General features: G+C 58.1%; 28 protein-coding genes. 22 read left to right on the forward strand and 6 right to left on the reverse strand.

What is annotated here, in order from left to right:
• Positions 1–19: 19 nt before the first annotated feature.
• Positions 20–619, forward strand: coding sequence for a hypothetical protein (locus tag ACU688_RS08720; RefSeq protein WP_448184388.1), 600 nt, complete (start codon positions 20–22; stop codon positions 617–619).
• A gap of 71 nt (positions 620–690) precedes the next feature.
• Here ACU688_RS08720 and ACU688_RS08725 read toward each other — a convergent pair whose 3' ends face one another.
• The 5 genes from ACU688_RS08725 to ACU688_RS08745 form a co-directional block, all read right to left on the reverse strand.
• Positions 691–1,506, reverse strand: coding sequence for a DUF2303 family protein (locus tag ACU688_RS08725; protein WP_448184389.1), 816 nt, complete (start codon positions 1,504–1,506; stop codon positions 691–693).
• A 28-nt stretch (positions 1,507–1,534) separates the two neighbouring features.
• Entirely contained in the window at positions 1,535–1,882 is a 348-nt protein-coding gene (locus tag ACU688_RS08730; RefSeq protein ID WP_033901780.1) for a YfdP family phage-associated protein, read from the reverse strand.
• A gap of 91 nt (positions 1,883–1,973) precedes the next feature.
• Positions 1,974–2,252, reverse strand: coding sequence for a hypothetical protein (locus ACU688_RS08735; RefSeq protein WP_448184390.1), 279 nt, complete (start codon positions 2,250–2,252; stop codon positions 1,974–1,976).
• Positions 2,253–2,284: 32 nt separating this feature from the next.
• Complete coding sequence (locus ACU688_RS08740; RefSeq protein WP_448184391.1) at positions 2,285–2,566, reverse strand: hypothetical protein; 282 nt, start codon at positions 2,564–2,566, stop codon at positions 2,285–2,287.
• A 339-nt stretch (positions 2,567–2,905) separates the two neighbouring features.
• Entirely contained in the window at positions 2,906–3,289 is a 384-nt protein-coding gene (locus ACU688_RS08745) for a response regulator transcription factor (protein ID WP_448184392.1), read from the reverse strand.
• 356 nt (positions 3,290–3,645) lie between these two features.
• Between ACU688_RS08745 and ACU688_RS08750 the strand changes: the two genes are divergently transcribed.
• Positions 3,646–3,963 carry a DUF1654 domain-containing protein gene (locus tag ACU688_RS08750; protein ID WP_448184393.1) on the forward strand — a complete coding sequence of 106 codons (318 nt, stop codon included), beginning with the start codon at positions 3,646–3,648 and terminating at the stop codon, positions 3,961–3,963.
• A 37-nt stretch (positions 3,964–4,000) separates the two neighbouring features.
• On the opposite strand, the gene ACU688_RS08755 is transcribed toward ACU688_RS08750, so the two are convergent.
• Entirely contained in the window at positions 4,001–4,828 is an 828-nt protein-coding gene (locus tag ACU688_RS08755; RefSeq protein WP_448184394.1) for a S24 family peptidase, read from the reverse strand.
• A gap of 90 nt (positions 4,829–4,918) precedes the next feature.
• Between ACU688_RS08755 and ACU688_RS08760 the strand changes: the two genes are divergently transcribed.
• The 20 genes from ACU688_RS08760 (at position 4,919) to ACU688_RS08855 (ending at position 18,233) form a co-directional block, all read left to right on the forward strand.
• On the forward strand, positions 4,919–5,125 hold the full coding sequence (locus ACU688_RS08760; RefSeq protein ID WP_265085400.1) for a hypothetical protein: 207 nt from the start codon (positions 4,919–4,921) through the stop codon (positions 5,123–5,125).
• Between the two features lie 289 nt (positions 5,126–5,414).
• Positions 5,415–6,176 (forward strand): helix-turn-helix domain-containing protein, encoded by a 762-nt coding sequence (locus tag ACU688_RS08765; RefSeq protein WP_448184854.1) that lies wholly within the window; start codon positions 5,415–5,417, stop codon positions 6,174–6,176.
• Positions 6,173–6,862 carry a replication protein P gene (locus ACU688_RS08770; RefSeq protein ID WP_448184395.1) on the forward strand — a complete coding sequence of 230 codons (690 nt, stop codon included), beginning with the start codon at positions 6,173–6,175 and terminating at the stop codon, positions 6,860–6,862. Before ACU688_RS08765 ends, ACU688_RS08770 begins: the two co-directional genes overlap by 4 nt.
• Before the next feature lie 198 nt (positions 6,863–7,060).
• A complete protein-coding gene (locus ACU688_RS08775) occupies positions 7,061–7,369 on the forward strand; it encodes a DUF1364 domain-containing protein (RefSeq protein WP_448184396.1) in 309 nt (102 codons plus the stop codon).
• On the forward strand, positions 7,366–8,661 hold the full coding sequence (locus ACU688_RS08780; protein ID WP_448184397.1) for a tyrosine-type recombinase/integrase: 1,296 nt from the start codon (positions 7,366–7,368) through the stop codon (positions 8,659–8,661). Before ACU688_RS08775 ends, ACU688_RS08780 begins: the two co-directional genes overlap by 4 nt.
• A gap of 2 nt (positions 8,662–8,663) precedes the next feature.
• Entirely contained in the window at positions 8,664–9,014 is a 351-nt protein-coding gene (locus ACU688_RS08785) for a hypothetical protein (RefSeq protein WP_448184398.1), read from the forward strand.
• Between the two features lie 8 nt (positions 9,015–9,022).
• A complete protein-coding gene (locus tag ACU688_RS08790) occupies positions 9,023–9,340 on the forward strand; it encodes a hypothetical protein (protein WP_448184855.1) in 318 nt (105 codons plus the stop codon).
• Positions 9,341–9,343: 3 nt separating this feature from the next.
• Complete coding sequence (locus ACU688_RS08795) at positions 9,344–9,697, forward strand: antiterminator Q family protein (RefSeq protein WP_448184399.1); 354 nt, start codon at positions 9,344–9,346, stop codon at positions 9,695–9,697.
• Positions 9,698–9,931: 234 nt separating this feature from the next.
• On the forward strand, positions 9,932–10,780 hold the full coding sequence (locus ACU688_RS08800; RefSeq protein WP_448184400.1) for a phage tail tip fiber protein: 849 nt from the start codon (positions 9,932–9,934) through the stop codon (positions 10,778–10,780).
• 36 nt (positions 10,781–10,816) lie between these two features.
• Positions 10,817–11,146, forward strand: coding sequence for a phage holin, lambda family (locus tag ACU688_RS08805; protein WP_046068884.1), 330 nt, complete (start codon positions 10,817–10,819; stop codon positions 11,144–11,146).
• A 2-nt stretch (positions 11,147–11,148) separates the two neighbouring features.
• Positions 11,149–11,544 carry an HNH endonuclease gene (locus tag ACU688_RS08810; RefSeq protein ID WP_448184401.1) on the forward strand — a complete coding sequence of 132 codons (396 nt, stop codon included), beginning with the start codon at positions 11,149–11,151 and terminating at the stop codon, positions 11,542–11,544.
• A 135-nt stretch (positions 11,545–11,679) separates the two neighbouring features.
• Positions 11,680–12,165, forward strand: a complete 486-nt coding sequence (locus ACU688_RS08815) for a phage terminase small subunit P27 family (protein ID WP_448184402.1) — start codon at positions 11,680–11,682, stop codon at positions 12,163–12,165.
• Complete coding sequence (locus ACU688_RS08820; protein WP_448184403.1) at positions 12,166–13,893, forward strand: terminase large subunit; 1,728 nt, start codon at positions 12,166–12,168, stop codon at positions 13,891–13,893.
• Entirely contained in the window at positions 13,890–14,081 is a 192-nt protein-coding gene (locus ACU688_RS08825; protein WP_448184404.1) for a hypothetical protein, read from the forward strand. The genes ACU688_RS08820 and ACU688_RS08825 overlap by 4 nt, the downstream gene beginning before the upstream one ends.
• The gene (locus ACU688_RS08830; protein ID WP_448184405.1) at positions 14,081–15,292 is read left to right on the forward strand and encodes a phage portal protein; all 1,212 of its coding nucleotides are present in this window, start codon (positions 14,081–14,083) and stop codon (positions 15,290–15,292) included. Before ACU688_RS08825 ends, ACU688_RS08830 begins: the two co-directional genes overlap by 1 nt.
• On the forward strand, positions 15,270–15,923 hold the full coding sequence (locus ACU688_RS08835; protein WP_448184406.1) for an HK97 family phage prohead protease: 654 nt from the start codon (positions 15,270–15,272) through the stop codon (positions 15,921–15,923). Before ACU688_RS08830 ends, ACU688_RS08835 begins: the two co-directional genes overlap by 23 nt.
• A 10-nt stretch (positions 15,924–15,933) precedes the next feature.
• A complete protein-coding gene (locus ACU688_RS08840; protein ID WP_448184407.1) occupies positions 15,934–17,139 on the forward strand; it encodes a phage major capsid protein in 1,206 nt (401 codons plus the stop codon).
• Positions 17,140–17,180: 41 nt separating this feature from the next.
• Positions 17,181–17,594, forward strand: coding sequence for a HeH/LEM domain-containing protein (locus tag ACU688_RS08845; protein ID WP_448184408.1), 414 nt, complete (start codon positions 17,181–17,183; stop codon positions 17,592–17,594).
• Positions 17,587–17,904 (forward strand): head-tail connector protein, encoded by a 318-nt coding sequence (locus tag ACU688_RS08850; protein ID WP_448184409.1) that lies wholly within the window; start codon positions 17,587–17,589, stop codon positions 17,902–17,904. The genes ACU688_RS08845 and ACU688_RS08850 overlap by 8 nt, the downstream gene beginning before the upstream one ends.
• The gene (locus ACU688_RS08855) at positions 17,901–18,233 is read left to right on the forward strand and encodes a head-tail adaptor protein (RefSeq protein WP_448184410.1); all 333 of its coding nucleotides are present in this window, start codon (positions 17,901–17,903) and stop codon (positions 18,231–18,233) included. Before ACU688_RS08850 ends, ACU688_RS08855 begins: the two co-directional genes overlap by 4 nt.
• Positions 18,234–18,241: the final 8 nt, after the last annotated feature.

Here is an 18,241-nt window from a genome sequence, read left to right on the forward strand (position 1 = left end):
TTTCGTGAGGCGACAAGGAATGCGAAAAATTAGTTTTAAATCATTGATGCAGGCATGGTGCTCCGTTCAAAGCGTCTGCCTATTTATGGTTTGTGTTTACCTCTGCGCACTTGCCATAAGGGTTTTTCAACTTGACAGTGGTGATGTAGCAAGTTGGGTCCAGGCTGTTGGCGCTATAATTTCTATTTGGGCTGCATGGTGGATAGCGAGACAACAAAGCGTTAGGGCTGAAGTAGAGAGTAGAAATCTAGAGGTGGCGAAATGCTTAGCCGTTACCGGATTGCTTGAGCACATTCTACGAGTAGTCCAGCACAAGCCGCGCAAAGGTCAGGGCACTATCAGCGGGCGCGAAGTTCGTAGCGGACTTGAAAAAGCACTTTCAATGCTGGATCGCGTTGACGTACTCACGCTTCATGATCGAGTGCTTGTAAGTGCGGTTCTGGAAACAAGATACGCTGTTGAAGCTCTTGATTTAAAAATTGCTGACAATTTATATCCAAATCGAGATGCTTTGATCTTATTTCATTATGAGTTAGGGATAAGCACAACTTGCGTAGGTGTTTTGGAACATCAAATTGAACAGTGTAAGGCGCTTGTAAGCCTCTCCAAATCACCCTAGATCGGCGCCCTCCTTATGTGGTAGGGATTACTTGATTGGGCTGGGAATGGCCGGTTTCCCGGCCTGATTGGTTACTTCGGATCAAAAGCGCCGAGGGCGAGCGACGCGTTATTACCAATTTTGTCCTGAAGCACAGTCTTGAATTCCTGCGCGATGTCTTCGCGCTGAACTTCTTCCCCGACCCAGCGCAGCTTCAAAGCGGGTACGGCGCCGCTGGTAATCACCGAAATTCGCAGGTTGATTTGCTGCTCGGTCAGTCCTTCGAATGGGATCACGCTGAACAGCAGGGCAGCTGGCAGCGTTTCTTTGCTGCGCGCCTCGATCTGGTCCATGGCGCTACGGCTGGCGCTGGTATCGCCGACGGTGTTTTCGGATTCGCTTGTGGCCTTGACGGTGATGGTGCGCACCGCGGCGATCGCCTTGGCCACAGGGATTGCTTTGCCTTCGTCGTCTACCGGCGTCAGATACTGGTGCCAGTCTTCGATCCAGTCGCTCAACTCTTTCTGAGACATGGCCCGGCCGCCGATGGATTGCGCTGCTTTATAGCCGGCCGATGCTTTCAGCTTCAGCACTGCACGGTCATCTGCATGGCCTGGCAGCTCATCGGTGCCAAGGTTGAACAGCAGAGTGCAGGTCATTTCATCCTGGTCGATGAAGCCCTTCGCGGTAGAGATGGCCCTGTCGGCGACGTACGCACTGAAGTCGGCCAGCGAGTGGGTAGAGTAGATGCCACGGAAGCGGCTGCGCCCGGCCTGCCATTTCTCCAGGCACACGACCTGGCTGTTTTCCGGCAGAACGACGGTTGGTGTAAATGTGGCCAGGGTCTTGCCGCTCGCTTCGAGCGCGGTGTCGGTGATGAGCTGGATCGCATCTTTGGTCAGGGACATTCTTCAGTTCCTTGTGGGTAGGGTGGTATCAGGTGCGTGGTTTGATGGGGGCTTCTTCGCGGGTGAAGAGCTGGTCGTGTTTTTCCGCGAAGAGGGTGATCTTGCCGCCCGAGCCGACGTGCATCGGCGTGTCTAGGCTGGTGTTCTCACTGCGGGTGCCGCGCTTGGTCGGCACCTTGTAGTCGAGCTTGTGCTTGATCTTCACCTGGCTGGACTCACCGATCTGACTGAAGTCGAGGGTGATGACGAGCTTGCCGGCCTTGCCGTGGTCGACTACGCCGGAAGCCACTTCGGAAAGCGCGTGCCCGATCTGGCTTGCGAAGGCGCCGCCGTTCAGTTCTTCAAGGAATTCGGCGGTGTTGGTTGCGGTGGACATGGCTGTTTCTCCGGGATGGCCGACAGGCCGCTGGGTGGGAGGTTGAATTGAGATTGGCGAAGGCGCTGGCGCACCTGGTTGCTGATCCGCCTCATTTGTTGTCAGGCAGCTTGAACCCGTTCTCTCGGGCGATAAGCCGGGCGCGCTTGTGGTCGATCCCAACACCCAGGCACGCCTGGTGTAGTGACACGCCTGAATCAACGAGAGCCTTGAGGCGCGGCGCGATCTTGTCGCGCTCGGCGCGCAGCTTGTTGCTGTGCCCGCCGCCGTAGGTGCCAGCCTTCTCGCCGCTGACGCCCGGCGCGATTTGCTCCACTTCGTTGCCTTCGCCGAAGAAGGCTTTCATCTGCTCGTTCAGGTTGGCGATCATCGAGTCCCGCGGGTCGGGCATTGGAACGCCGATCACTGCGCACCGCCTGAGAGCGTCACCTTCACGCCGTCCGCACGAGATTCAAGCTCCTGAGCGAAGTTGCTGGCGTCCTTCCACTTCCAGCGGAAGCCCTTCACCTTGCCGGTGGCGAGCTCCACGATGTGGTAAGCGTTGCCGACCGTCTTGATCTGGAAGCGAATCTGTTGCACTGGCTGCTCCTTGCCGATCAGGGCGTAGAACTCGGCGGTGGCGATGCGGGAGCGAATGCGCAGGGCCGCAACCCCGTCGACGCGCTGTTTAATTGATGCGTGCATGGTGGATACCTCAGTGGGGTTGCGTTTATTCGTCAGCAGCCTGACCGCCTGCTGTTTGCCGTTGGGCGTAGGGGAGGGTGCTGACGGATAAAGGCGAGGCGTAAAAAAGCCCAGTCGAAACCGGGCTTTTGCTGCGTGACATATGCCCCCATACGTCAACGCCTGTAGCATTTGGTTCTCTGCGCGTTTACATGGCTGCCAATCCTCCGTTGTTCGCTCACTGGGTTGGCAGTGGCCACCGTTCTCAAGGGGTGCTGCATGCAGGTGGGCGGTTATAGGCCGCGTTTTCGTCCGCATCCCGATGCCCACTCAGTGAATGGGCAGAAGTGATGCTTTCGATTACGCGGTGAGGCTTGGTCGTTCCGCCTGGCGCAGCACTCGCACCTGAGCCGTGCGGCGCTCAGGAACCCGGCGATCACGGCGCATTGCGTCATCGCCGATCATTGCGTGCATGGCGATCAGCGCCGCCAGGGCGAAGCACATCGGCGAGATGATCTGACGGCGCATCGCCTCGGCCACCGCGGCGGTCTGGCGTGTAACGCCGAGCTTGAACATTGCGCAGGACAGGCGCTTGGCGACGGTGCAGGCCGCGACATTGCACTGCCTTGCGATCTCCTTGGCCGTCATGCCCTGGGCCGTGCCCAGCAGGTACTGCAATTCTTTCGGCGCAAGGCCTCGTCCGAGATGACCCTTCCATGCGCCGCTGATGATTGTTGCTTCCATCGTGGTGACTCCCGGTTGGTTTCCCGTCTGGCCCTGTCGCCAAGGCCAGCCAGTGAAATCTTCCGTTCTGTTTAAAGAGCTTGGTCCAGTCGGTCCCGTTTTCAGGGGCTGGGAGATCACTTCGCTGATCCCGAGCTATCTGGCGGCTTCACCAGTCGTGTTCTGCCGATTGCTGCTCGGCGATGGAGTGAATTTAGAAAACTAAACAGAATTCGTCAACAGTTATTTTAGTTATCTTAACTTTCTTGGCGTTGAGGTACGCTTGAACGCTGACTGCGTCAAGACTTACGCGATTAGAAAAGTTCGGATAACCTGCTTTAAACCTGTATGGATATACAGCAATCAAGGAGCAGCTGATGGCGAGCCCGCAGAAGAAACCTCAACAGCAAACACCTGTGTCAGGAGTTGAGCGTCTGACGCTCAGAGTTTCCAACATGATCAACCATCCCATCGCCCAGGACCGGAAGTGGGCAACCATCCACAGGCTTGATAGCGATGGAGATCGTGAGTGGGAGGAGGTTATGGGCGTGCTCGCCGATGTTGACGGTATTGAGATGACCTTCAACGACGAGGATGAGTCAGTCACTTTGAGTTGGGAGGCGGCGGCGGACGAAGATCCGCGGGTCCAGGATCATGATGAGTTGGATGCGATTGAAGATGTCGCGCCTTTCTGATGAGCATAAAAAAGCCCGCTAGGTGGCGGGCTTTTGGTTATGCCTTTCGGGCATTCCAGATCAACAGCACTTTGGCGTGGATAGTTACGTCGTCAATTCGTGCCGTTTGGTTTTCATAATGCTTGTTGTCGGATATCAATCGGTAGCACTCTTCGTCCAGGCGCATTACGCGTTTTATGTACAGTTCTCCATGCCAAGTGAGAACGTATATCCCCTCGCCGATGAATTCCTTGACACCCTTGTCGACTATTACCAGGTCTTTGTCGTTGATGGTCCCAGCCATACTCTCGCCCCAGCCGTTGATCATGCCGAGCGATGACGCGGAGGTATAGGTGACCCCTTTCTCGCGAAGAATTTCCTCGCGCACTACAAGATTTCGAACGACCTCGGTGTAGTCGGGCGGCACCTGCCCGTGCCCCATAGCAGCTCGAATATCGTATTGAGGAATGACGATTTCCTCGTTGGTTGGCCGAAGACTCGCTAGGTGGCCTGGGACGAAATTCCCGCCTTTCTCGGATGGGCTATCAGCTTGCTCCGCTGCAGCGAGCATCGTCTCCCTAGCCTTTTCGGAAAGATTCTTTCCTGCCCTAGACGCGAGCATTTTTGCCATCAGCTCAACCGTAGACATGCCGGCTCTAGTGTCGTCGCTGGAAGCCTGATCTGGTGTACCGACGCCATCTGACAGCCAATCCGGCGAGCAATCTAGAGCCTTCGCCAGCGCCAGAAGATTTTTGCCCTTTGCGCCATTGGTCCCGCTCACCCAGAAGCTGACCGTCGCCTTAGATACGCCAGTCAGTTTGCTGATGTCGGTAGCGCTGAGGTTGAGCGCCTTCATGCGCGAGGTCACGCGGTCTTTAAAGTCCATATTTAGGATTCTAAACATTTCACTGTTTAGATAACTTGCCTTGTGTTGTTAAGAACTCTAAACTCGCCGAAGACAATGGAGACCCACCCCATGACCTTCGACGAAGCCCTGAAATATTTCCGCACCGGTCGCGCCATTGGTGACGCGCTCCGCGTTAGCGGTAGCCGCGTTTCCCAGTGCCGTGCGGCGGGTGGATTTTCGTACCCAATGCAGTGCGTTCTTGAAAAAGAATCCAGTGGTGCGTTGGTCGCCAATCGAGACGACGACCCGACCCAGCCATTGAAACAGTCTGCTTAATCTGTTCGATGACGCCATTTTCCGCCAACCCGGGAAGGGCAGATAGAGATTTTGGATGAGCTGTTAATTCATCCAGTACCCAAATCGCAGACATAAAAAAACCGCCTGGCAGGGCGGTTCAGTACAGCTTTATCTCGAGGTGAATAGTGATCAAAAACGCCCCTACAGTCAACAGTTTCAGCAATGTCTCGACACTTTCAGGCGAGTCCGAAAAAGTGTCGCGACACTTCAAGCCTGCGCCTGCGGCCACTCTATTTTTTAAAGGGAGCTCGTTGTGAGCGTTCAAGCCATGTCATGGGCGCTCTCTCTGCCCGTGCAAACCCTCAAAGACTCCAGCGCTCGGCATGTGCTGCTGTGCTTGGCGAACTACGCCAGCTCCAACGGCGTGGGCGCATTCCCATCGGCAAAAACGCTGACCGATGACACCGGACTTTCAGAGCGGACCGTGCGCCTAAAGCTCGACCTACTGGAAGAGTGCGGCCTGATCGTTCGCGGAAATCAGGCATTGGCTGCGGTGTACATCGACCGCCACGACCGTCGTCCAGTTGTCTATGACCTCATGATAAAGCGGGGTGCAGCACCTGCACCCCGTCCAGAGGTAACGGGGTGCAGCCTTGGTCAGAACGGGGTGCAGCCTACGACAGAACGGGGTGCAGCCACTGCACCCAATACATCATCTAACCATCAATTAACCGAAGAGCAGCAGCAGCGCGAGCTTGCGGAATTGATTGCCGAGCAAGATCGCCAGGCTCTGGAGTCGCAAGATGATCGGCAGCGCTTCGCCATGTTCGCCGACTTCTTTCCGCCCGAAGACGCGCTGCAGATTCAACTGAAAATCGCGGGTCTGCCAGTCGACTCGATGACCGACGAACTGCTGGCCGGCTTCAAAGGTTTCTTCGTCGCAAAAACATCCGTACTCGATACCGCTGCTGGCTGGTGTTTCAAGCTGGTGGGCTGGATCAAGCGCGAGCGAGCCCAGACTGCCGGATCCGCCTTGGTGGAAGAGGGCGCCGCCGGTGAAGACTGGGCATCGAAAGGGGTACGGCTATGAACCGAGCTAACAAACCTGTCGTGGCAAGCCAACTGGTTGCTAGCCGTCAATGCGATCCGGCCTACCAGGGCCCTGACCAGGCTCAGGCCGTTGTTCCTGTCGACCCCTCCACCCAGGCTGTCATCGACGACCTGTTCCTTCGGTTGCGCGGGGCATGCGGCGCTTGGCGACAGTCCTGGCCCACCGAGGCTGTCATGAACGCCTCTAAGCTTGAGTGGCTCGGAGAGTTCATGCGCTCAGGCATCAGCCGTATGGAACAGATCGATCACGGCATGAGGGTGGTGAGTGCAAGCAAGTCAGCTTTTGTGCCGGCCCCCGGCGTTTTTGTCAGCTGGTGCTTCGCTCCTGAAGGTTTGGGGCTTCCGAGTGTCGAGTCTGCTTACGCACAGGCGCTTCGCAACTGCCATCCCGCCATGCGCAACTGTTCGAAGTGGTATCACCCAGCCGTCTACCACGCAACGGCTGCCGCCGGCTTCCATAGCCTGCCGCTGCTCTCCCGTGAACTGGGCATGGCGAGCTTCGAAAAGCAGTACTTAAACCAATGCCGTCGAATCTGGCAGGGCGAGAGTCTTGAGCCCGTTCCGGCCGCCGAGCTTGCAGCGCCTAAACCAAAAATCACCCCCGATGTAGGGAATAGGGCCTTGGCCGCACTGCGCGCATGCCGCGCAGGAGGTTCCCGTGGCTGACCGCCTCCTTGCTACGCCCGACCCCCACCTGTACCCGTACGCGGTCTTTTGCTGCTCGTTCAAGTTCGACTTGGGTGACACCCCAGACCACGCCATGGCGCTTTTCGCTGACCGCAACATGGCTGCTCGATACGGCTGCGGGATGTGGCCTGAGACGTACCAAGTGATTGATTTGCGTACCTCCCAGAGGGTTGCCCCATGACCCGCCAGACCAAGCTGACCAAGGCTGCGCGCGGGCGAGATTGCCAGGTCCGCCTGCCGGGTTGTCCTGGCGATACCGAGACCGTGGTGCTGGCCCATTACCGCCTGGCGGGTATTTGCGGTGCGGGCATGAAGCCGCCTGACCTGATCGGGGCCTGGGCCTGCGAGTACTGCCACAGTCTGAGCGATGGCCGTACCAACCGAAACACCCTGGGCATGAGCTACGACGAGATCCGCCTCTATCACGCCGAGGCCGTCTTGCGGACTCAGGCCATTTTGATCAAAGAAGGAATGGTGAGCGCTTGAGCACCCAAATCAAGACCCTGACGGTGAAGCTGTCGGATTCGGAGATCGCCCGCAATGCCAAGCTTGAGCATGTGCGCGACCTGCGCGACGCGAGTCACCCGGCGCTGCACTTCCGCTTCGCCAAGAACCGCACGCGCGGCTCCTGGTACCTACTGAACAAGCGCCAATGGCACCGCATAGGTGGCTTTCCCGACCTGAGCACCAAGCAGGTGATCGCGGCACTGCCGACCATCCGCCTGCGCCTGGAAGCGGGCGAGGGCTCCAGTTTGTCGAAGTGGGTCACGGTTGGTGAGCTGCTGTCCTGGTACGCCGAGCGCATGGCCCGTGATCGCAACCTGTCGAGCAAGCGCAAGAAGACCGGCGCCTCGGCGATCAAGTGCCACCTGATCCCGCGCCTGGGCGATCATCCGCTTACCGGCATCGACAAAGCCACCTTGGACAGCCAGCTGATGTGGCCGCTTCAGGAGACGCTGTCCATCGACTACGTGCGCCTGGTATTCCAGCTGCTGGCCCTGGCCTTCCGACAGGCGTTCAAACTGGGCCTGATCGCTTCCAATCCAATGACCGCCATCAAGTTCAGCGACTTCTCCAAGGCCAAGGTCGGGATTAAGCCGTCCCGGCTGCGTGGCGTCCAGCTGCCTGGCCTGCTCGATCAGTTGCTGACGGTGGTCATGCTCTACCCCGCGTCGGGAATGCTGGCCTTGATGATGCTCTGCCATGGCACCCGTATTGGGGAAACGCGTCAGGCCCGCTGGTCTCACATCAGCATTGCTGAGCGCGAGTGGTTCATCCCGGCCGAGAACACCAAGACCGGCGTCGAGCATCACCTGCCGCTGACTGACCAGGTTCGCAAGCTGTTGATCCGTTACCGCGAGGTCCAGCAGGCCAGAGGGTATGAAGGTCAATTCCTATTCCCGTCCCGCACTGGCACGGCCTTGAGTGAAGGGCAGGCCAGTGGCGTGTTCGCCAAACTTGGAGGTGGGGAATGGACCAGCCATGACCTGCGCAAGGTGGCTAGGACTGGATGGGCTGATATCGGCATCGATCACCTGATTGGCGAGCTGCTGATCAACCACGCCATGGGCCACAACGTGAAGGTGTACATCCAATCGGACGTGATGGCCCGCAAGCGCGAAGCCCTGGAGAAGTGGCACGCGCATCTAGACCAGCGTGGTTTTGCCCTGATTCACCAGTTGACCGGCGTTAGATTCGGAGATTCCGGTAATCCGCTGGAAGCCACGGAAGACAAGGGCTGCAAGGCCATTCAAGAAACAACCATAGGCGAGGTTTAAAAATGGACAATCAAGAGAAAATCCCTGACCTCGCCTATTTAAAGCGAGTCGCAGAGGTCGCGATAGCCAGTGGTTGTGAACTTAGCGAAATCCTCGGCGACACGGGCGCGATGTACACCGCCCAGGGCTCGCTGATCGAGTTCTGTGAGGCCGCTACTCCTGCAGTTGTCCTGGCTTTGATTGCGGATAACGTGCGCCTTGCAAATTGCGCTCATCGCGGTCTGGCTGAAAGCGTTGCGATGGGCGATGCGCTTACCGAAATCCTCAGAGTGACAAGGCTCGGAGATCCAGCTTTCGGAATTGCTTGTCTCGTACTTGGTGAGCTGAGCGCGCGCGATGGTGGTCGACCATGATCGAGCGGATTCGCAAGTCCCACGGCCCAGCATTCCGCACCGCCATGCTCGACCTGGCCAAGTGCCCGGCATGCCGTGGTCGAGCAGTGATCAAGGGTGTCTTCCATGAGCTGGCCTGCACTCAGTGCAATGCATCGGGCTGGGTCACCGCCGACACCGGCGAGGCGCTGCCGCTCGAGGTGTTGGTGACGCAGCTGAGCATTCGTCTACAAGCCGCCGAGCACCAGATCGCACAATTCAACTGCTTCAATCCTGCCGGTGCTGAAGCGCAGTACAACGACAACAACCGCCGTGGCCCCGGAGCCACCAACTTCACAGGGGATTGAGCCATGGCCTTCACACCGAGCTTTAAAGAACGCACCGCCGAGGATCTGTTGGAGCATTGGGGCCGCTGGGTCGTCCTAGGCTCTGGTGTGTCCTGCTGCGCTTCCCGCGAGAACACCGTTCTGTCGCCGATCATCACCGACGACGACGCGCTGATGATTGATGGCCTGATGGGTCGCCTGCTCAAGCGCTACCCCGAATGCGGCCAGGTGCTGATGCGCTACTACACCAGCCGCGACACGTCGCTGATGGAGGTCGGCAAGAAAATGGGCTTCGGCGAAGAGAAGACGCGAGGTCTTTGGAAGGCTGGCATTGCCTGGATAGATGGGGCCTTAGACATTCGCCGTCAGGCTGCTTGACAGCCCCGGTCCCTGCATATAGATTTCAGTTACTTTGCGGTTTTTCCGCGTGCAAAGCCCGTCTCAGAGATGGGCTTTTTGCTTTCTGAACTTCCATGAGCCTCGGCATTTGCCGGGGCTTTTTCGTTTTCGGCTCCGCCACACCCATCGCTCTGAGCTGGGAGTGCTGCTGGAGCTGATCTATATCGAGGCTCGCCAATCCGGCGGGCCTTTTCTCGTTATGAGGCACAGCAAATGTCCGGCTCTATCCAATCCAGCAATTACGTGCCGGGCGTTTCCGGCTGGAAGCTCAACGCCCTGACCGGCGACTTCGAAATCCACTCTTGCACTCTCGGTAGCGCGGCGAATGCGCCAGAGCGCCAGATGGTGTCGGTAGAAGTGGCCAGCTGGAGCAAGTACGACTTGCCAAAGAATGCCGCCAACCTTCTCCAGTTCATGCAGGCTGAGCTGCAACGTGTTCCGGAAGAGTACCGCCACGCCGCAGAGTTCGAAGAGTTCGATGCGAGCTACGGCGATGAGTCATTCAATGCTCGCCTGTTCCTGAGCTACTCCCGCCTTGAGACCGAGGAAGAGCTGGCTGATCGCCTGGAGAAGGCGAAGGTGGCCGGTTCGCACATCAGCATCAAGAATGGCGTGACCACCGTCAGTTGTGACGGCGTTGTGCGTTACACGATTGGCAATCTGGACCAGCCTGAGTCTACGCCTTATCAGCCTCTGCCCTTCAGGGTTGATGGCGACCAGGTCTACATCAGCGAAGCCGCCCTAGCTGATGCAATGATCAGCTGGAAGCCCATTGTGAATTGGTCGGTGAAGAAGCAGGTGAACGCCAGCGGGCAGTACGTCGTCGGCGGACTTGGCCTGGGCCACCCTTCGCAGTTCCTAGTGTCGGCTGATCGCTTCGCCATCAATGACCGCAGCGCCTCGGAAATCCTCCAGGACATCGCCGGCATGATCGGCGAGACCAAGCTTGGCCGTGACCTGAAAGAGCAGGCTGATCCGCTGGGCTCGAATCTCGCCGATCAGGTCAAGGCAGTGATCCGTAACGAGCTCATGCCTGGCGGCCTGCTTCACCGCTCCCGCTAATCCATTCCTTCACTCCCTCACCGGGAGGATATCGAGATGCCAAACATGCCAGATAAGCCAGACACCTGGGCATTGATGCTTGCGTGGCTGAGCCAGCATGCGCCGATCCTTTACCCGGCCGGGCTGTCCTTCGCCATGGCCGTGCTGCGCATCACCTATGGTGGTGGTTCTCGCCGGCAGATGCTGGTGGAAGGTGTGCTGTGTGGTGGGCTGACACTGACCATTATCAGCGGCCTGGAGTTCTTCGGCCTGCCGCAGAGCATGGCCACCTTCGTTGGTGGCTGGGTTGGCTTCCTGGGTGTGGAGAAGATCCGGTCGATAGCTGACCGGGTCACGGACTTCAAGCTGCCAACTAGGACGCCCTGAGTATGCCGCTCAGGCCTAAGAAGCCGTGCAACGCCCAGGGCTGCAATGTGCTGACCCGCAACCCACGCTACTGCGACGACCACGCAGACATCGGCAAGAGCGCGGAGGCCAAGCGCCGCGAGCGGCAGCGCGAGACCAGCGCTCAGCGCGGGTACAGCTACAAGTGGCAGCAGGCTCGCAAGGCTTACCTGGCCAAGCATCCGCTTTGTGCTGAGTGCGAGCGCCAGGGCTTGGTGGTCGCAGCTACTGATCTTGACCACATCGTCCCTCACAAAGGCGACAAGGCCGTGTTCTGGGATAGCTCGAACTGGCAGGCCCTATGCCGCCCCTGCCACAGCAGGAAGACGGCATCCGAGGACGGCGGTTGGGGCAATCCATCGAGAAATCGTGCGAATTGACCGATTGGTGTGCCGAAATGAGGTCGATTCTCAATAATGGAGGGGGAGGGTGAAAAGTTCAGGCTTTTCGTGAGCTAGACCGTCCCCTTGGCCTTTTTCTTACACCCGCGAAATTAAAAATCCAGGAGTTGCGCGATGGGAGGCACCGCCACGGTCGCCGGCCGTGGTCGCAAACCCAAGCCGACGGCCAAGAAATTGCTCGCCGGAAATCCCGGCAAGCGAGCACTCAACAAGGCCGAGCCAGAGTTTTCAAAGATCACGGATGTTGATCCGCCCGAGTGGCTCAGCGACCGCGCTGCCCAGATGTGGCGCATGGTTGTGCCGGAGTTACTGCGCGAAAACGTCGTGGCGATCACCGATCTGCACAACGTAGAAGCGTTCTGCGTTGCGTATGACAACTGGCGCATGGCCCAGGAGTCAGTCCAGAAGAACGGAATCGTGGTGGCTGGAGCACAGGGCGGCCCGATAAAGAACCCTGCACTGACCGCCGCCAACGAAACAATGCGCCAAATAGTGACGTTCGGTTCGATGCTTGGGCTCGACCCGGCCAGTCGGACACGCCTAATCGGCGGCAACAAGGAGAAAGAAACCAATGAATTCGCCCAACTACTGAGATCCTAAATGGCTAAGTCCGCTCACCCCAACGTTGATAAGGCGATGGCGTGGGGCAGGTCTCTGTTGCGCGGGAAGGTTCCTGCGTGCCGTTACATCCATCAGGCAGTGCAGCGCCACTTCGATGACGTGGCTGCCAGCCGAAAGCGCGCGTTCCGTTTCAAGTTCGATCCAGCCAAGGCGGAGAAGAAGCTCAAGCTGATGCAACTGTTGCCGCACACCAAGGGTGAGTGGGCATTCAAGCGACAGCTTATTACCCTTGAGGCCTGGCAACTGTTCGGTATTGCGGTGACGTTTGGCTGGGTCAGGAAGAAGGGCGGCTACCGGCGCTTCCGCGAAAGCTATTGGGAGGTTCCCCGCAAGAACGGAAAGTCAGTCGTTGCTGGTGGTGTTGGCATAAGCATGTTCGTAGCCGATGGCGAGTGCGGTGCCGAGGTGTATGCCGGTGCCACGACAGAGAAACAGGCCTGGGAAGTGTTTCGCCCGGCGAAGCTGATGGTCACCAAGTCGCCAATGCTGGTGCAGGCCGCGGGCATTGAGGTGAACGCCTCGAACATGAACATCCCGTCGGACTTCAGTCGCTTCGAGCCGCTGATTGGCAACCCCGGCGATGGCGCTTCACCCAGTTGCGCCATCGTCGACGAATACCACGAACACCCAACCTCAGCCCAGTACGACACCATGCTCACCGGCATGGGGGCCAGGCGGCAGCCGTTGATGTTCATCATCACCACCGCCGGCGCCGATATTGAAGGTCCTTGTTATGACAAGCGCCGTCAGGTGATCGAAATGCTCGAGGGCACCGTGCCCGATGATGAGCTATTTGGATGGATCTGGACGCTGGATGAGGGTGATGACTGGACCGATCCGAAGATGCTGGCTAAGGCCAACCCGAACCACGGCGTCTCTGTGTTCCAGGAGTATCTGGAGAGCCAGCAGGCCCGGGCAATTCGCTCAGCCAGATTCACCAACACCTTCAAGACAAAGCACCTCAACCTCTGGGTGAGTGCCAAATCCGGCTTCTACAACATGGAGAGCTGGAAGTCTTGCGAAGACACCACGCTGACGCTGGAGCAGTTCGAAGGGCAAGAGTGGAACGCCGGTTTCGACTTGGCGAGAAAGCTCGATATGAACTCCAGGGCTCGACTGTTTTGGCGTGTGATTGATGAAAAAATCCACTACTACAGCGTCGCCCCGAAGTTCTGGGTCCCCTATGACACCGCGTTCAATGCGGACAACAAACGAATGTCAGAGCGGTTCCAGGCATGGATTCACTCCAAGCACCTAGATGTGACTGACGGAGCAGAGGTTGACTATCGCGAAATCCTTGAGGACACCAAGGAAGCGAACCGCTATGCGCCGATTCGTGAATGCCCGATTGACCCGCACGGTGCCACCGGCCTGAGTCACGACCTTGATGATCAGGGTTTTGAGCCGATCACGATCACTCAGAACTACACCAACATGTCCGACCCCATGAAGGAGTTGGAGGCAGCCATTGAGTCGGGTCGTTTTCACCATGACGGCAACCCGATTATGACCTGGTGTATCGCCAACGTGATCGGCAAGAACATGCCGGGCAACGACGACATTGTTCGCCCAATCAAGCAGGGCGACGACAACAAAATTGACGGCGCCGTAGCTTTGATCATGACGATTGGGCGTGTCCTGGCAAATCTTCACCCCGAAGACACTCTCTCCGACCACATCTCAAAGCACGGAATTCGAACCCTATGACCGACGAAATCAAGCCGCCAAAACTGGAGGCGCTGAAAGAAGCTGCTCCCGATCTCGTCGGCGTCCTTGGTTTGGCTATGTTGACGCGAGGGCTCTGGGCATGGATGGGTGAGCCGCTCGCGCTGACAGTTTGCGGGGCACTGCTGATTACCTTGTCGATTGTTTCGATTGTGCGAGGTGGCCGCTGATGCTTCGCTCGCTCCTTGGAAGGAAGGCCGCCCCTCAGGTTATTGATACGCCGGAGAAGCTTGCACAAGCGCTGGGCGCTGGCTATGAAAGCAATGCTGGTCAGCGCGTCACGACTACCAGCGCCATGCAGCAGTTGGTTGTATTCAACTGCGTGCGGGTGCTGGCCGAGTCGATGGGAATGCTGCCATGCCGGCTGTTAAAGCAGGTTGGTCGGGTCCGACTACCGGCAACGGCGCATAGGCTCTATCCGCTGATCACCATGGCCCCAAACAGCTACATGACCGCCCAGGAGTTCTGGGAGATGCTGGTGGCCTGCTTGTGCCTTCGTGGCAACTTTTACGCCTACAAGGTGAAGGCGCTGGGCAATGTGGTCGAGCTTCTACCGCTCAACCCGGACATCGTCACACCGAAACTCAAAGACGACTGGACGGTTGAGTACACAGTCAATTTCAAATCGGGTACGAAAACGCTAACCCAGGATGAAATATGGCATGTGCGTTTGTTCACGCTCGACGGTCTCAACGGACTGAATCCCATAGCTTACGCTCGCCAGGCTCTGGGCTTGGGCCAAGCTATGGATGCTCACGCCGCCAAGCTGTTTACCAATGGCGCGGTAACCAGTGGTGTTCTGCGAACTGAGCAGCAACTGTCCGACGAAGCCTTCGGACGACTGAAGACGGAATTCCAGGGCGAGCACATGGGCGTGGCCAATGCCTATAAGCCAATGATCTTGGAGATGGGCCTGGACTGGAAGCCGATCAGCCTGAGCGCCCAAGACACCCAGTTCATCGAATCCAAGAAGCTGACCGAGGCGCAGATCTGCGGTTTGTTCCGCGTGCCGCCGCACCTGGTGGCCAGCATGGAGAAGATGACGCTTAACAACATCGAGCACATGGGCATGAGTTTCGTGAACTACTCGCTGGTTCCGATCATGACCCGCATCGAGCACCGCATTCGGGTCGGTCTGCTAAATGAAAAAGACCGCCTGACTCACTACGCCAAGTTCAACGCCGGTGCCCTGATGCGCGGCGATCTCAAGGGCCGGTATGAATCCTACGGCAAGGGTATTCAGTGGGGGATTTTGAGCCCCAACGACTGCCGCGAGCTGGAGGACGAGAACCCCCGCGAAGGCGGAGACATCTACCTCACCCCAATGAACATGACCACCAAACCAGAGGCTGCCGACGATGCAGACAAAACAGCGTCTTGACCGACCGCTGACGATTAAATCGGTCAGCGAAAGCGGCGAGTTCGAAGGCTATGGCTCGGTGTTCGGCGTTGAGGATAGCTACGGCGACGTGGTTGTTCGCGGTGCATTCACGGCCAGTTTGGCCAAGTGGAAAGAGAAGGGCCGTCTACCGGCCATGCTCTGGCAGCACAACATGAACGAGCCGATCGGCATCTACACCGAGATGCGCGAGGACGATGTGGGGTTGTTCTTTAAAGGTCGCCTACTTATCGACGACGACCCGCTTGCCAAGCGCGCGCATGCGCACATGAAGGCAGGCAGCCTGACCGGTACCTCAATCGGTTACATGCTCGATGACTACGAGTACGACAAGGAAAAGGGCGTTTGGATTCTGAAGGCAATCGACCTTTGGGAGCTCTCCCTGGTCACGTTCCCGGCGAACGATGAGGCCCGGATCACTGATGTGAAATCTCTGCTGGCCCGCGGCGAAACACCACCGCCCAGCAAAGTGGAGCGAGCCCTTCGAGAGGTTGGGTTTTCTGGCTCCCAGGCCAAGGCCTTTATGGCCAAGGGCTACGGCGCAGTTTCACCGCGAGAGGCGGATGCCGACGAAGCAATGCAATCACTCAAATCACTGTTGACCCGCATTTAAGGAGCCTCTCATGGCTGTTGAAAAGAAAGATATCGATGACGTCGCCGAAGCCCTGGGCAAGAAGTTCGACGAATTCAAAAAGACCAATGACAAGCGCATCGATGGCCTGGAAGAAGAAAAGGGCAAGCTGTCCGGCCAGGTCGATACCCTCAACGAAAAGCTGAGCGAGCTGGATGAGCTGAAAAGCAATCTGGAAAAAGAGCTGTTGGGCCTCAAACGCCCAGACGGCACTGGCACCAAGGCTGCCAGCGAGCACAAAACCGCGTTCATGCAATTTGTGCGCAAGGGGATCGAGACCGGCCTGGGCGAGCTGCAGGCCAAGGCATTGCAGGTTGGCGTTGATGCTGATGGCGGTTTCGCGGTTCCCGAAGAGCTGGACCGCAGCATCATCGAGCTGCTGCGCGATACCTCGCCTATGCGTCAGGTCTGTAACCAGATCACCGTCGGCAGCCCAGACTACAAGCGCCTGGTTAACCTCGGCGGCAACGGCGCTGGCTGGGTGGGTGAAACCGACCCTCGTCCGGCAACCAACACTCCAAAGCTCGGCAACATCTCTGCGTTTATGGGTGAGCTGTACGCCAACCCACAAGCTACTCAGACAAGCCTTGACGACATCTTCTTCGATGCCGAGGGCTGGTTGAATGGCGAGGTTGCCCGCGACTTCGCTGAGAAGGAAGGCAATGCTTTCCTGAAAGGTGATGGTGTCAACAAGCCTAAAGGTCTGCTGGCTTACGGGCTGGACGTGAAAGACGACGAAGCTCGCGCCTTCGGCGTTCTGCAAAAGCTCTTGAGCGGCAGCGCCGGCGCGATCACTGGCGACAGCCTGATCAACCTGATTCACGCCCTCAAGGCGGGCTATCGCGCCAACGGCACCTGGATGATGGGCAACCTGACCGTTGCCTACGTCCGCAAGCTGAAGGACAGCGAGGGCAACTACCTGTGGCGCCCAGGCTTGGAAGCGGGCGCACCCTCGGTCCTGCTGGGTTACGGCATCACCGAAAACGAAGACATGCCAGATGTTGCGGCTGACGCCAATGCCATCGCATTCGGCGACTTCAAGCGCGCGTACACCGTGGTGGATCGCATCGGGACCCGCGTGCTGCGCGACCCGTACACCAACAAGCCGTTCGTTGGCTTCTACACCACCAAGCGCGTCGGCGGCATGCTGGTCGACTCCCAGGCCGTGAAAATTCTCACCCTGAGCGCCGCTGCCTAAATGGGCGGGCGCCTTCGGGCGCCCAGCCTGCTGGAGGATTTATGCCGATCATTATTGTGAAAAAGCCGTTCCCATTCTCTGCGGATGGCAATCATGTAGTTGAGGTTGCGGCCGGTGAGCAGGATGTCTCGGAGCGTTGCGCGCTTGTGGCTGTCGAGCACCTGGGCGTGGCGTCTTACCCCAGTCAACTGGACGCCAATGGTCTGAAGCTGGATGGTCCGACCATTGCTGAGTTTGTTGCGGCCGGCTACCCGGCGTTGAGCTATCCGCCTGAGGGTTACGCATCGCGCAGCTCGCAGGAAGAAATCGACGCAGCGATCGATGCGCAGAAAGAAACCGATCCGCTCAAGATGAAGGTTCCCGATCTGAAGGCCTGGCTTGTTGGCAAAGGGATCGAGTTCGATCCGTCCGCCAACAAAGAAGCCCTTCAGGCGCTGGTGCCGAAGGTTGATTGATCTCCCCATCGTCAAGGCTCACTTACGGGTCGACCATGACGACGAGAATGCGCTGATTCAGGGCTACACGGATGCAGCCCTCAGCGCGTTTGAGACCTGGACCAATCGCACGCTAGTCGATCCTGAGACGGCTTTGCCTGATCCAGTCGGCAATGCGCTGCTGATGACCAAGGCGATTAAGCAAGGGGCGCTGTTGCTGATCGGCCACTGGTACGCCAGTCGCGAGACGGTGGTGATCGGAACGATCACTGCGGAACTGCCAATGGCAACCAATGCTCTGTGGAAGCCTCACCGCTGGGTGAATGTATGAGAGCCGGACCGCTGCGCCACCGGTGCGTGATGTACAAGCCGGTGCTGACTAAGAACAAGTCAGGCGGCTTCGATATCACTTGGGCCGAGATTGGCAAGCTCTGGTCGGAGATCACGTTGCCGACGGGGCGGGTATCGCCTGTAGCCGAACAGCTGCGGGCGATGGTCACTGCCGAGGTCCGCATTCGCCCCAGGCCTGATGCTGTAGCTGGGAACCGCCTGGTGCACACGGCAAGCGGTATCGCCACCACGTACCTTATCGAAGCCGCTCTGCCAAACAACGAGCGCGACATGCTTCGATTGCTCTGTTCAAACGTACCCAATCCGTAGAGGTGAAA

Source organism: Pseudomonas acericola (SeqCode), assembly GCF_053456465.1.